Annotated in this window: 12 protein-coding genes; 2 read left to right on the top strand and 10 right to left on the bottom strand. The window is 40.3% G+C overall.

The window, feature by feature from the left end:
* Positions 1 to 6 precede the first annotated feature (6 nt).
* A complete protein-coding gene (locus tag KCX82_RS18090; RefSeq protein WP_227019892.1) occupies positions 7 to 1,113 on the top strand; it encodes an NACHT domain-containing protein in 1,107 nt (368 codons plus the stop codon).
* Positions 1,114 to 1,176: 63 nt separating this feature from the next.
* Here the strand turns inward: KCX82_RS18090 and KCX82_RS18085 are convergent, their stop codons facing one another.
* The 4 genes from KCX82_RS18085 to KCX82_RS18070 form a co-directional block, all read right to left on the bottom strand.
* Complete coding sequence (locus KCX82_RS18085) at positions 1,177 to 2,532, bottom strand: hypothetical protein (protein ID WP_227019891.1); 1,356 nt, start codon at positions 2,530 to 2,532, stop codon at positions 1,177 to 1,179.
* Positions 2,533 to 2,699: 167 nt separating this feature from the next.
* Positions 2,700 to 3,635, bottom strand: a complete 936-nt coding sequence (locus KCX82_RS18080; RefSeq protein WP_227019890.1) for an alpha/beta hydrolase — start codon at positions 3,633 to 3,635, stop codon at positions 2,700 to 2,702.
* Between the two features lie 76 nt (positions 3,636 to 3,711).
* Positions 3,712 to 5,478, bottom strand: coding sequence for a dihydroxyacetone kinase subunit DhaK (gene dhaK / locus KCX82_RS18075; RefSeq protein ID WP_227019889.1), 1,767 nt, complete (start codon positions 5,476 to 5,478; stop codon positions 3,712 to 3,714).
* Positions 5,479 to 5,488: 10 nt separating this feature from the next.
* A complete protein-coding gene (locus KCX82_RS18070) occupies positions 5,489 to 6,619 on the bottom strand; it encodes a glycerol dehydrogenase (protein ID WP_227019888.1) in 1,131 nt (376 codons plus the stop codon).
* Between the two features lie 328 nt (positions 6,620 to 6,947).
* On the opposite strand from KCX82_RS18070, the gene KCX82_RS18065 reads away from it, so the two are divergent.
* Positions 6,948 to 7,907 (top strand): PocR ligand-binding domain-containing protein, encoded by a 960-nt coding sequence (locus KCX82_RS18065; RefSeq protein WP_227019887.1) that lies wholly within the window; start codon positions 6,948 to 6,950, stop codon positions 7,905 to 7,907.
* 136 nt (positions 7,908 to 8,043) lie between these two features.
* Here KCX82_RS18065 and KCX82_RS18060 read toward each other — a convergent pair whose 3' ends face one another.
* From KCX82_RS18060 to KCX82_RS18035, 6 genes are all read right to left on the bottom strand, one after another.
* A complete protein-coding gene (locus KCX82_RS18060; RefSeq protein ID WP_405127713.1) occupies positions 8,044 to 8,211 on the bottom strand; it encodes a ribonuclease E/G in 168 nt (55 codons plus the stop codon).
* Between the two features lie 11 nt (positions 8,212 to 8,222).
* Positions 8,223 to 8,939: a S66 family peptidase gene (locus KCX82_RS18055; protein WP_227019886.1), complete on the bottom strand. Its 717-nt coding sequence runs from the start codon at positions 8,937 to 8,939 to the stop codon at positions 8,223 to 8,225.
* A 24-nt stretch (positions 8,940 to 8,963) separates the two neighbouring features.
* Entirely contained in the window at positions 8,964 to 9,224 is a 261-nt protein-coding gene (locus tag KCX82_RS18050) for a TfoX/Sxy family protein (protein WP_227019885.1), read from the bottom strand.
* Between the two features lie 67 nt (positions 9,225 to 9,291).
* Positions 9,292 to 9,711: a YjdF family protein gene (locus KCX82_RS18045; RefSeq protein WP_227019884.1), complete on the bottom strand. Its 420-nt coding sequence runs from the start codon at positions 9,709 to 9,711 to the stop codon at positions 9,292 to 9,294.
* A 154-nt stretch (positions 9,712 to 9,865) separates the two neighbouring features.
* Positions 9,866 to 10,720: an SDR family NAD(P)-dependent oxidoreductase gene (locus tag KCX82_RS18040; protein ID WP_227019883.1), complete on the bottom strand. Its 855-nt coding sequence runs from the start codon at positions 10,718 to 10,720 to the stop codon at positions 9,866 to 9,868.
* 36 nt (positions 10,721 to 10,756) lie between these two features.
* On the bottom strand, positions 10,757 to 12,691 hold the full coding sequence (locus tag KCX82_RS18035) for an NAD(P)/FAD-dependent oxidoreductase (protein ID WP_227019882.1): 1,935 nt from the start codon (positions 12,689 to 12,691) through the stop codon (positions 10,757 to 10,759).
* Between the last annotated feature and the right edge of the window lie 121 nt (positions 12,692 to 12,812).

The raw sequence follows: 12,812 nt of genomic DNA, 5'->3' as shown, positions 1-12,812 counted from the left end.
ATTAAGTTGAAAAACAGACTTACCTTTTCGAATGTCATAGGCATTCTTCTAGAAAATAAAAAGAAAACATATCAACAGCACCAGCTAGTACGAAACCTATTCTCTGTCTGTTTACATGACAGTGAAGATTTCGAACTTACTGATGCTGATGCAAGTAAATATAGCTATTGGTGTAGTGGCGCAAGACCGATTCCTATGGAGATTATCCGGACATATGAGGATGATAATAATTTTGATTTTATGAAAGATGATTTCAGAGATAAGATTATTTCAAACCTAATTAATGAATCACAGGCTCGTTCCCAGTTGGAAGAACTGATTAATGACAGTAGAGATGTGATTGGCGATAAGAAAGCTGATGAAATGCTGGAAGTTCCAACTTTGGAGGGCTTCTTTGCAGAAGTAGTGCGTTATGCCATCTTAAATGATCATACGCATGGCACACTATATTCACCGGATTTATCCGATAAACTGCTATCTGCCAAAGTACCTACTGCAACCAAAACTTTTCTTGGAAGAAAAGAAGAACTTAAGGAAGCATCGTCACTTTTACAAGAGCATTCTTTGTTATTTGTCACTGGTATTGCTGGAATTGGTAAAAGTGAGTTTTCCAAAGCCTATGCAAGTAAAAACATAAAGAAATATAATAACATTCTATTTTTTCATTACGAAGGAAGTTTAAAGAAATGTATCGCAAGTCTTTCCTTTTCTGACGATACAGCAGAAATGACCGAAGAAGAATTATTTAAAACCCACTATCAGACATTGCAGAAATTGCGTTCTGACAGTCTGATTATTCTGGATAATTTTAATGTGCTGCCAAAAGATGATGCCTTTTTTAAGGAATTTATTCGGAATGATTTTCAGATCATAGTTACGACACGATGCAGAGTCACAACTTTTCAAATATTAGAAATTAAAGAATTGGATAGGGAAAAGGAACTTACAACATTGTTTTATCAGCACTGCCCTTCTTCTAAGAGCGAACCGGAAACAACTGCGGATATTATTGTTGAATTAAAAGGACATACCCTTGCAGTCTGTCTTGCATCCTTTACTACTATCAGAATCCAAACTACACTGAATAACGCTCTCATTTTTCTAATTTCATAATTATTAAATATAAAAGCAGCCATTGGCTGCTTTTATTGTATCTCCGTTGTTCTTTTAATACTTTTAATGCGTTCCCCTAGAAGAATAATCTGTGGATGCATTGGTCTTTCGTCCATACTGATATATCGTATATAGGAACATGGTATCACCATCGGTTAGGTCAAAAGTCTTTCCATAATTAGTTCGTGTATAAGTATATCCTTCTTTCTTCCACATATTACAGCATCCATAAGTCTGGCTGTTCTGCTTATTGATATAACTTAAATGACGTTCTGCTACTCCAGTCGTACTGTTGTAGTGGTATGTTTCAATATCGAAGTTAATGATGATGTACCCGTCTTTTAACCAGAAGTCTTCTCTTCCTGATAAACCATTCTTTAGCCGTGCGGCATTAAGAACGTCATATCCCTTTGGCACTGCAAAGGTTTCTGCCGGAAGACTATATTCCCCATACCATTTCTGTACACTCATCTTTGCCTGGTTAATACGAGTAGATGGGACATTATTTGTACTTCCTGCAAAGGTACGCAATTGTGATGGTAACGTAATCATCTGTGGGCTGTAACAATCTACCTCTTTGTATCTGATTGAATCCTCTTTTCTTCCTGTCATTTCAGCTGTAGTTTCAATCTCTTTTTCTTCGACCACATTTGCAAGACTGTTCAATGATACTTTTTTTACATTATCATGATCCAAAACTGTTCCAACCTTCAGAAAGTATACCTGTTTCTTATTTACGGTATCATGATAATACAGATCTACTTCTTGTCTTCCACTGCCATCATTCTTTACATAATAAAAACGTGGCTCTACCCGAATAAAATCACGATTGTCATTTAACGATGCCATTGTGGTAAACGAATAGCGGAAGGTGTAACCTAGTTTTACTGCTCCCTGATTATCAATGAAAGGGTGGGAACCTGGCATAATAGGCATAGTATACTTTGCGGTTCCTGTCTGCGCGCCTTTTTTATTATAGACACCAACTGAGAATGCAGTACCGTTAGACTTAATGGAACCCGGTTTTAAGAACACATTCTCCCATAGTGGATAGTCCATGATGTTTGTAATCTTAAAATCATAGATATTACCACTTACATCTACTGCCATGGTATCCGTTGCAACATAATTCTGATTATTTAAGTTGGCCGACTGCTCTGTTTTTGACTCCCATGAAGGTTCTGCAATAGAGTTCTTTGCTATACTCCGCATTTTTAAAGTGTAGGAAGCCTCTACAACCCAAGGGGCAATACGAAAGTTTGTTACATTTCCTACGGTAATCCATGTATTCTTCTCCCTGAATACATTTCCTATATAAACATCAAAAGGAAACTGCACCTGACGCTCCTGTGTATACTTGTCATACAAACCGGTTCCGTAACCCAAATATCCTAAATGAGCTTCCTCTAAAAAGGACAAGGTATAAGTTTCATCCAGAATAAGAAGAAGGTAGTCACATTATAAAAACAGAGACTAAGCACTGCTTAAGTCTCTATCCCATTATATATATTGATTTTTCGATTACTATTGATTGATAAATAGAAAAAATATTTATTTATGATGTCATTCTTTATACTAAAGCCACCTTATGCCCCGCGATGTTGTTTTTCAAGCCATTGCACCACATCGTTCATTACTTCATCCCGGTTGGTCTCATTGAGCATTTCATGTCGTTTGCCCGGATATAACTTAAAGGATACATCTGTGATGCCACACTTCTTGTAGGTGTGATAGAGTTTCTTAACACCCTTTCCAAAGCGTCCTACTGGATCCTTTTCACCGGAAAAAATATAGATTGGCAGGTTTTTTGATACCAGTTTTACATTTTGAACCTTATCGATGGTCTTAAGACCTTCTAAAAAGTCATAGAAGAATCCGGTGGTAAAGATTCCGCCACAATAAGGATCCTGGATATAGGCATCCACCTGGGCATTGTCGCTGCTTAACCAGTCATATTCAGTGCGATTTGGCTTGAATGGCTTATTGAAGCTTCCGAAGGACATCTGATTCATCTTCGGACTGCTTGCCTTACGTCCCTGTTTGCGGACTTCATTCTTCGCCACCAGGAAGCCTATGTTATGCAACAATGGGTCGCTTCCATTGGAACCGGAAAGAATTGCACCTGTCAGTTCTTTGCTGTGAAGCATCAGGTAGCGCTGTGAGGCAAAGGATCCCATGCTGTGTCCAAATAAGAAAAGGGGAAGGTTCGGATGTGCAGTCTTTATGATATTGGTAAGCTGATGCATATCTTTTACCATCCAGTCGAACCCGTTTTTCTCGGCAAGATATCCAACGTTCTTTAAGGTACCTGCTGTTTTTCCATGTCCTCTGTGGTCATTTGCATATACAATATAGCCATGCTCTGTCAGAACGGTGGCAAAACGTGCATACCGCTCAGCTGTCTCAGCCATACCATGGGCAATCTGAACGACTCCTTTTGCGACCTTATCCTCTGGCATCCAATTGTAGACAAACACGTTGGTTCCATCTTCTGATTCAAAACAAAAAGTTTTTAAAATCATATCATTTAATACCCCTTTCCTATTTTGTGGAGATGCGTTGCCAATCTCCACACGTTCTTCTGTTTCCACTATTTTATCACATTTCCTTCATAGATTCAGCAACTTCTGTAAAAATTACACCAATTCCATAGGCACCTGCATCCGGATATCCAAGACTACGTTCACCAACGGTTCCAGCACGTCCCATTCTTGCAACAATGTCTTCTGTCTTTTTAGCACCTTCTCTGGCAGCCTGAGCTCCTTTTTCCAGTGCCACTTTGATAGAGTCACCTTTTTGTGCACAGTCCATCCATGCATCAGCACATGGTGCAAGGGCATCAATAAGAGTCTTATCGCCTACTACAGCTCCACGGCCAAAGGAACGTTCTCCGGTCTTTTGAATGCCAGCAACTATTTTTTGCATCATTTCGGCATACTCAAGAGTCGTCAGTTCTGTTTTCTCTGTTGCATATTTTCCTGCTGCACGGAATGCAGATCCCCAGATCGGACCTGATGCTCCGCCACAATGCTCCATGATTACAATGGAACAGGCTTCTAAGAAAGTACCTATGTTGTCTGCTTTTGAGGACAGGATCTCCTGCCATTCTCTCTTTAGCTGTTTGAACCCTTTTGCAATGCTCATTCCAAAGTCACCGTCTCCGGCATGGGAGTCGAGTTCACAAAATGGAATTTCATTTTTAATGATGCATTCGCTCATCTTATCGATCATATAGATTACATTACCCAGGCTGACTGTATGTGCGGCTACTTTTGCATGGACAGGATCGGTCTCCGTTGTAAAGGATACATTCCCTGCTTCTGTAGCCTGTGTGGTATCGTGTGCCATTGGGACCGGATCAGACGGACCGTCTACTTTAAAACCAGGTGTTTCACATCTTTGGTTTAAAAATGCTTTTAATTCCTCATCCAGCTTTAAGATGGATACAGAAGCGCCTGCCATGTCGATGCTTGTCATATAATTTCCAACAAAGATACGATGGATGGTCACGTGTCTGCTCTGTAATTCCTTTACTACCGAATGGTTGAGCAGATAGAGTTCCTGTAATGGTGTACTCCCAAATCCGTTCACCAGTAAAGCAATCTCTGTATCGGAGGTACCGTCTATCTTAAGGTCTGCTAAAAGAGCATCTATCATGCGGTTTGCCAGGGCATCTGCAGGTATGACTTTCTCTCTTTTGATACCAGGTTCGCCGTGAATTCCCACGCCATATTCCATCTCGTCTTCCCCGATTGCAAAGGTCGGAGTGCCTTTTGCAGGAACGGTACAGGAGGTAAATGCAAATCCAATGCTTCTCACATTTGCTGCCGCTTTTTGAGCCGCCGCTTTGACTTCGGCTAGACTTTTCCCTTGTTCTGCACAGGCTCCTGCTATCTTATGGACCAGAACAGTTCCTGCTACACCACGGCGTCCTACCGTATAGAGACTGTCACACACTGCAATGTCATCCTCTACTTTGACATAATCCACGTCGATGCCATCTTCTCCTGCAAGGTAGGAGGCGTTCTGAAAGTTCATCATGTCCCCGCTGTAATTTTTGATGATCAGTAAGGTTCCCATAGTGCTTGCCGTTTCTTTTATCGCCTGGTATACCTGTATCTGGGATGGTGAGGCAAATACATCGCCACACACGGCTGCATCTAGCATTCCTGTTCCGACAAATCCAGCATGGGCTGGTTCGTGGCCACTGCCGCCACCGCTGATCAGGCTGACTTTGTTTGGATTGATTTCTTTTTTTGTGATAATTTTATATTTTTCATTGAAACGCAGTTCCGGATGGGCACAGACAAGGCCCTGGCACATTTCCTTTACAAAGGTTTCAGGCTGGTTCATAATTTTTTTCATAGGATACCTCTCAATTTCTATTCTTATAGTCCATACCAATGGAATCTGCTGTGATGATGGCTGCTGCAACAGCTTCTGCTGTAATTGGACATGGCATGGAATGGATAGATTCATCTGGAATACAGGATTTGGCTGCGACCTGCATCAGTTCTTCCTGTGTAATTGCAGGAACGCCGATGTCTTCTAAGCAGACAGGCAGACCTACTTCAAGACAGAACTCGATGACTTCTTCTAATTCCTCTCTTGGTGCATTCTCAAGTACCAGCTGTGCGATGGTTCCAAATGCCACTTTTTCTCCGTGGAAATAGCGATGGGTTCCTTCTAGCATGGTAAGTCCGTTATGAATGGCATGTGCTGCAGAAAGACCGCCGCTTTCAAAGCCAAGACCTGATAAGAGTATATTGGTTTCTATGATGTTCTCAAGAGCCGCTGTCACCATGTTGTGATCTGAGGCTACTTTTGCCTGATAGCCGTCTGTTATCAGTGTCTGATAGCATAAGGTAGCAAGTGCTAATGCCGCATTGGTTCCTTTGGCTTCCCCACAGACGCCCTCGCGGAATCCGCATGGCAGGCCTGCATTTACATTTGAAAAGGATGTGGAAGTTGCACGGGCCTCAAAATAAGTAGAAAGTGCATCGCCCATTCCAGACACCAGGAAGCGAGTCGGTGCCATGGCGATTACCGTAGTATCAATCAGTACCACATCCGGATTCTGCTTGAAATAAGCATAGTCATCAAATGCGCCTTCTTCTGTGTAAAGCACGGCAGAATGGCTCGTTGGGGCATCGGTTGCAGCTATGGTAGGAACGATGATCAGATGTTCTCCCTGGGCAACACATTTTGCGGTATCAATAGCTTTTCCACCGCCTAATCCAATGGTACATGCGCATCCATTTTCCTTTGCTACCTGCTGAAGTCTCGCTACTTCTGTTCTGGAGCACTCACCACAGAAACTGCTTTCCACAAAAGTAATGTCAAACTTTTTCGCAGTTACATCTAATTTGCTTTTTACTCTTGCCACATCGTCCGGATGGGCGATCAACAATGCCGACGCACCAAATTCCTTCACAAAATACCCCAAATTCAATAATTCGTCTTCACCCTGTACATATTTGGATGGACATATAAATGCTTTTCTCATCGCGTACTCCTTTCAACCTTCCATAGGTTATGCAGACCTTATCTTTGTCTGGTCCGCTGTTTGTACTGTCATTATAGAAAAAAAGTCCGTAAATTACATGAAAGGAATCCACACAGTCATACGAAATTGCCATAGAAATATATAGCGGAGGGCTGGGTAGAATCTGGCACTTCTGGTCGCATTTTATGCAATCTATATAGATTCGTGTGCGCTTATCCTTTTGTTTTGGCTATATTGACAATCACACTTGCACTGTGTATAATCGTATTATATGGCACAGTGTGCAATATTTTCCTATTTATTGATACACACCAACAGGAGGACTCTTATGCAAACAACCTTTCGCGAGATTGACCAGATCGTCAATCCAATGAAATTTCAAAAAATCCAAGATGACTTTGCTGCTGCAACGGATCTTGCGTTCATTACCGTGGATTATCTGGGCAGACCTCTGACCCGTCACAGCAACTGCAGTGAATTCTGTCAGAAAGTCCGTGCCTCCAAACATGGTGTCTACTGTGAAAAATGTGATTCCCATGGCGGATTAGAAGCGGCACGTATCCATAGACCGTATCTGTATACCTGCCATGCCGGGCTGGTTGATTTTGCAATTCCCATTCTTATTAATGACCTGTATCTGGGAGCATTTATGGCGGGACAGGTACTGCTTGCAGCAGAGGATATGGACCTTGAGCCCGAACATATCCTTCCTAATGTCAACCATCCAATTACCTCCATGAACGATGATTTAAAAGCAAGTTATGATAAACTTCCTGTGATGCGATTTGAGAAAATCATTGCCTTAGCGAATATGTTGCTGCATGTTGGGAATTACTGCATTGAAGAGGCCGAACTTAAGTCCTTATTATCTCAATATTCCAAGACCTCCGCTTCTGTTTCTTCGAAATATGGCACCGAAACGGAAGAATACAGCAGAATACAGACAATTAACCGGCTACATAAAAAAGAAACGAATCAGATTATTGCCCCAGCCCTGCAGTACATCAAAAAAAATCCGCAGGAGTCCATTACTCTTGAGAAAATGGCTGCTTTGTGCAATATATCCCCTAGCTATTTCAGCAAACTATTCGCAAAAATGAACCAGGGCAATCTCTCCTATTATGTGAATCAGCAAAAGATCGATCATGCCAAAGAACTGCTTCATTCTACAGACTGGTCCGTGCGAACCATATCGGAATATCTCGGCTATGATGATTGCGGATATTTTATTAAATTATTTAAAAAAGAAACAAAATGCACTCCGTTGGAATACAGGAGCCATTCGTAAGTATCAGGTGTGTTAACACAGGGTATCAATTATGTGATCTATGCGAAGGAGCATAGATAAGTACACAAAAAAAGAAACAGTCGCCTGTTTCTTTTTTTGTGTTTCAATATTAAAATCCTATATCTATGACTATCCTTTATCGAAAAAATTTACACTGTTCTGCAAGAGGTTTTCTTACCTTTTTGCGTGTCACTTCTACCAGGTTCAATGCGGTCATATCTACAACCGTAGTCTTGATTGGATCTTTATCAAGCAATCGACGTAATTCCTGCATCAGGCGCTCTTTCGCTTCTTCTTTTTCCATATTGATAAAATCTATGATGATAATACCAGATATCTGGTATTACTCAGAATATCATATAGACTTTCCAGACACCCTCCTAACAATTTTCCTCTAACAACCCCTTGACCCTGGATTACGTCAAAGCCTCTAACTTCTTCATGCAGTACGCGGCTCGTACCAATTGCATTCTCTGAAAAATCGGTTCGTTCTTCATACCAGTAAAGGCTAGATACTATTGGAGTTTTCTCCTTTTTATGAAAGTATTGCAAAAAAGCTTCCTTTGTGTATGGAAGCATATCATGATCCAATTCTGCTAAATCACAGACAAAGGTTGGTCCATAAAAACTTGTCATTCCAAGCTTATAAAACATTAGGTGATTGATTGTCGTATCAGAAAATCCCGTAAATAACTTTGGATTATTTCTTACACTATCGATAAATTCTTTATCTTCAAGTAAATACGGTAACAGTCGATAGGTATCATCTCCTCCAATCGCACAAATAATTCCTTTGATTTGAGGATCCGTAAAAGCTTCCTTTAAGTCCTGTGCCCTCGCTTCTGGATGTTCCTTTAAATATGTAATCCCCTTTAATGAATTTGGCATAAAAACTGGTACTAATCCAAGTTCCTGTAGCCTCTTTTGTCCTAAAATTAAATTATGATTCGCAAAATCTTCGCCAAGCATACCACTTGATAGACTAACGATGGCTACCTTGTCTCCTACTTTTAATTCCTTTGGTTTTATCATCTTCTGCCTCCAATCTATATGAAACTATAATGCAGTCTGTATCCGATAAAATTCTTTCAGTTCTTCTTTTTTCTCAGGGCTTAACTGGGATTTTTTTATCCCTTCGATTGCCCCCTCCAATGCGTATAGTCGGTGTATGCAGGCTGAATCATCTATTTTCTTGATTCTTAACCAGGCATCTTTGCTTCCAATCTGCCTTAGCGCATCTTCCGTTGTAATACCTACCTCATTTAACTGTCGTTCCACTTCTTTTCCGATATTGAATAGATTCGCTAATTCTCCCATTTCACATACCTCCATTTTAACATAACATGTTTTAGCATAACATGGATAAAATAAAACGAAAGGGCAGTTACCTGCCCTTGTGTTTTTCTTTTTTCTTCTGTTGTTTTAAAGCGAATTGAAAAGCTTTTTCTTCCTCACATCGTTTTTTTGACGCTATTTTACGATCAAGTTTTACCTCTTCTTGTCCTAACTTGATTGCCTGCTGGGACTTTGTACCAATGGTTGCGTTTTTTAATTGTTTTTTTACTTCCCTTTGGCGACGCTTTGGATTTACTTTTTCTTTCTCCTTCATTTTAAATTCAACAGTTGGTCCAAATCGAAGATTATAGTAATTCGAAAGTACAAAATTTTTAACTTCGTAGTCTTTTGGTTCTGCACCAAATGTGACTTTACATACGCTAAGTTTTCCTTCTTGTCTTTTTTCAAATACACCAATCCAGAATGGTTCCTCAAACAATACCTGCAATATTTCACATACTTTGTCCATTTTATTCCCTCCTTAAAGAATTAGATGAACAAAGAATGGACAACCAAGGAGGCAGGTTACTGACAGCTTATGCTGCTCCCGGACTACCTACCGGGACGTGTTTTTATCTTTGTGGTTTTATTATAACACATAAAAATTGACATTTAAGTTAAAATTATCCACGTAGTGCCTTTAAATCTGGACCTTTTCCTTCTAACATATCCTTTACTCTCTTTCCGATTAAGGTGGAGTAAATTGGGTGCGTTAATATGTAGAAATCTTCGTCTTCAATTGCATTAAATACGCTCATACCAATGCTGTCAACCGGAATTCCTGTGGTCACTACATGTTCTGCGATTGCCTGATGCATTTTAAAAGAATCACTTTGATAATATGGATCTTCCACCGCGCTAAATCGTTCTGGTCTATGTTTTTCATAGTGATGCAGATCTGTTTGCACAAATCCAGGACAAAGCACAGAAACCTTTATATTTGCATTTATTTTTTGTAAATCATAGCTTACACTTTCTGAAAGTGCTACGGATGCATGCTTTGTTGTATGATATGCTGGCATTCCATCGGATGTAATAAGTCCTGCAACAGAAGCTGTATTAATGATATGACAAGGTGTTCCTTGCTTTAACATGATAGGAATGGCAAGGTTCATTGCATATACCTGACTCATGACATTAATGCTTACAATCCAATCCCAGTCACGCATTGGAAGTTCCCAGATATAACCTGGAATTGCTACACCTGCATTATTAAAGAGTAAATCAATCTGTCCAAAGTTTTCGATGGTAATATCCACCATCTTTTTTACTTCTTCGAGAAGGCTTACATCTGCCGTAAGAGAAACTGCTACTGCACCCATAGACTCTACCAATTTCTTTGTGCGTTCAACATCCTCACCTTCAATATCAACTAGAACCATTTTCATATTACGAATGGCACATTCCTTTGCAATTTCAACGCCGAACCCATTACCTGCTCCGGTAATTACTGCTACTTTTCCTTTAAAATCCTTCATATTTGCTCTCCTATCCGCCGCCTTAACGGCACTTATCTAAAATACGAATGCTTTACCAAATCCATCTGCTACTGCTTCCACAATACTACCGCCCCTTGATGCATCTCCAATAACACGAACCTCATCAAACGAAGCTTCAAATTCTGAAACCACGCCCCTGCGAGGAGAAACACCAAGCGCAAGTACAACCGTATCTGCTTCTACTTCCATTTTTTGTCCGTTTGCAACATTAACAACAAGTACGCCTTTATCCGTAACCGCTGCAAGTCTATGACCTGGCAAAATCTGTGGATTGAACTTTCTGAATTTTCCCATTAAATCCATTAAAATGGATGGATATATTCCAGGTCCAATGGTCTTAGCCATTTCGATTAAGGAAACGCTATGGCCTTGCTCTGCCAATGTTTCAGCAGTTTCACATCCAGTTAATCCGGAACCAATCACGGCAACTTTTCCTACAGCTTTTACTTTTCCACTAAGTACATCTTCTGCTGTCACTACTTTGCTATTTTCAATACCCGGTAATTTCGGAACAACTGGTGAAGCTCCACAGGCAACAAAAACTCCGACTGGATTTAATTCTTTCACCATTTCTACCGTTGCATTGGTGCCTAGGCGCACTTCAATGTTATTTTTTTCTACTTGTGTTTTCATTCCGTTTTTCAGTAATGTAATTTTTTCTTTCAATAAAGGTTTATCTGCAATGTTTAATGTACCACCAAGTTCAGCGCTCTTCTCAAATAGAACTACTTTATAATTTCGTTTCGCTAATACTAAGGCTGCCTGCATTCCGCCTGGTCCGCCTCCGATTACTGCAACCACTTGATTCTTTCCATCTTTTTCGTAATCTTTATATTCAAGTTCTCGTCCAACTCTTGGGTTAACAGCACATGAAATGTGTTTTCCTGTATTTAAAGTCTTAAAACAGTGTAGACATCCAATACAGCTTCTGATTTCATCTTCGCGTCCGGTTTTCGCTTTCTTTGCCCACTCTTCATCGGCTAACTGTCCTCTTCCGATTCCAATAAAATCACAAACTCCCTCTTCAAGGAGCTGCTCTGCTACGCATGGCTGTTTGATATTGTTGACTGCAATCACAGGAATTTTTACATTTTTACGTATCTCCGTAGCCAAATGTTTTTTCCAACCTTGTGGATAAGAGCCTGGCTCGACAATGGTTGCACCAGATTCATAGATACCAGAACTAACATTGATTGCATCGACTCCATAGCTTTCCAGAGTGCGCGCGATTTTGATGGAATCCTCTAATTTTAATCCACCTTCTACGAATTCGTCTCCACTGATACGAACACTGATTGGGAAATCAGGACCACATAAATGTTTGATTGCTGTAATCATCTCTTCCAAGATACGAATACGGTTGTGGAAGCTTCCGCCGTATTTATCCGTTCTCTTGTTAGTATATGGAGATAAAAACTGATCAATCAAATAGCCATGTGCGGCATGAATTTCTACTCCATCAATACCTGCTGACTTTGCTATAACTGCACCCTTTACGAAAGCTTTCATAATGCCTTCACATTCCTCCGTAGTCAGAGCTCGAGGCATTTCTTTGACTACATTACACATAACAGCAGATGGAGCTACGATTTGCTTTCCATCAAGTAATCTACTATAGGTCTGTCTTCCTGGATGATGTAGCTGAACAAATATCTTTGCATCATATTTATGTACCGCATCTGCTAGTCTTTGAAGTCTTGGGATGTCTTTCCCATCTGTTACTGCTAATTGATTGGAAGTTCCCACACCGTAGATATCATCAACTCTTGTGATCTCCGTTATAATGAGACCGCATTCTCCTTTGGCACGTTCTTCGTAATAGCGAATCATTTCATCACTTGCTTCACCGGTAGAACTAGCCAGTGAAACGCCCATGGCAGGCATCACGATACGGTTCTTTAGTTCAAGTTTACCAATCATTCCTTTTTGAAACAATTTTTCATACTTCATTTTTAAAATCCTCCTTATATTTTGACTTGTCAGGCTTTTCGTTTCTTGTTATAATATTAACACATCCAAATACCGTTATAAACGGGTGCTTTGAACGAATGAATCTTGTTATGTTTGTGCT

Source organism: Sinanaerobacter chloroacetimidivorans (assembly GCF_018128545.1).
GTDB lineage: Bacteria > Bacillota > Clostridia > Peptostreptococcales > Anaerovoracaceae > Sinanaerobacter > Sinanaerobacter chloroacetimidivorans.
Note: the sequence above shows the minus strand (reverse complement) of the source record. Positions and strands in the feature narration are given on the sequence as shown.

Bases quoted from the DNA above. Each gene is read 5' to 3' on its own strand.
- KCX82_RS18080 (WP_227019890.1), bottom strand. From the start codon at position 3,635: ATGATTTTAAAAACTTTTTGTTTTGAATCAGAAGATGGAACCAACGTG.
- dhaK (WP_227019889.1), bottom strand. From the start codon at position 5,478: ATGAAAAAAATTATGAACCAGCCTGAAACCTTTGTAAAGGAAATGTGC.
- KCX82_RS18070 (WP_227019888.1), bottom strand. From the start codon at position 6,619: ATGAGAAAAGCATTTATATGTCCATCCAAATATGTACAGGGTGAAGAC.
- KCX82_RS18065 (WP_227019887.1), top strand. From the start codon at position 6,948: ATGCAAACAACCTTTCGCGAGATTGACCAGATCGTCAATCCAATGAAA.
- KCX82_RS18060 (WP_405127713.1), bottom strand. From the start codon at position 8,211: ATGGAAAAAGAAGAAGCGAAAGAGCGCCTGATGCAGGAATTACGTCGA.
- KCX82_RS18055 (WP_227019886.1), bottom strand. From the start codon at position 8,939: ATGATAAAACCAAAGGAATTAAAAGTAGGAGACAAGGTAGCCATCGTT.
- KCX82_RS18050 (WP_227019885.1), bottom strand. From the start codon at position 9,224: ATGGGAGAATTAGCGAATCTATTCAATATCGGAAAAGAAGTGGAACGA.
- KCX82_RS18045 (WP_227019884.1), bottom strand. From the start codon at position 9,711: ATGGACAAAGTATGTGAAATATTGCAGGTATTGTTTGAGGAACCATTC.
- KCX82_RS18040 (WP_227019883.1), bottom strand. From the start codon at position 10,720: ATGAAGGATTTTAAAGGAAAAGTAGCAGTAATTACCGGAGCAGGTAAT.
- KCX82_RS18035 (WP_227019882.1), bottom strand. From the start codon at position 12,691: ATGAAGTATGAAAAATTGTTTCAAAAAGGAATGATTGGTAAACTTGAA.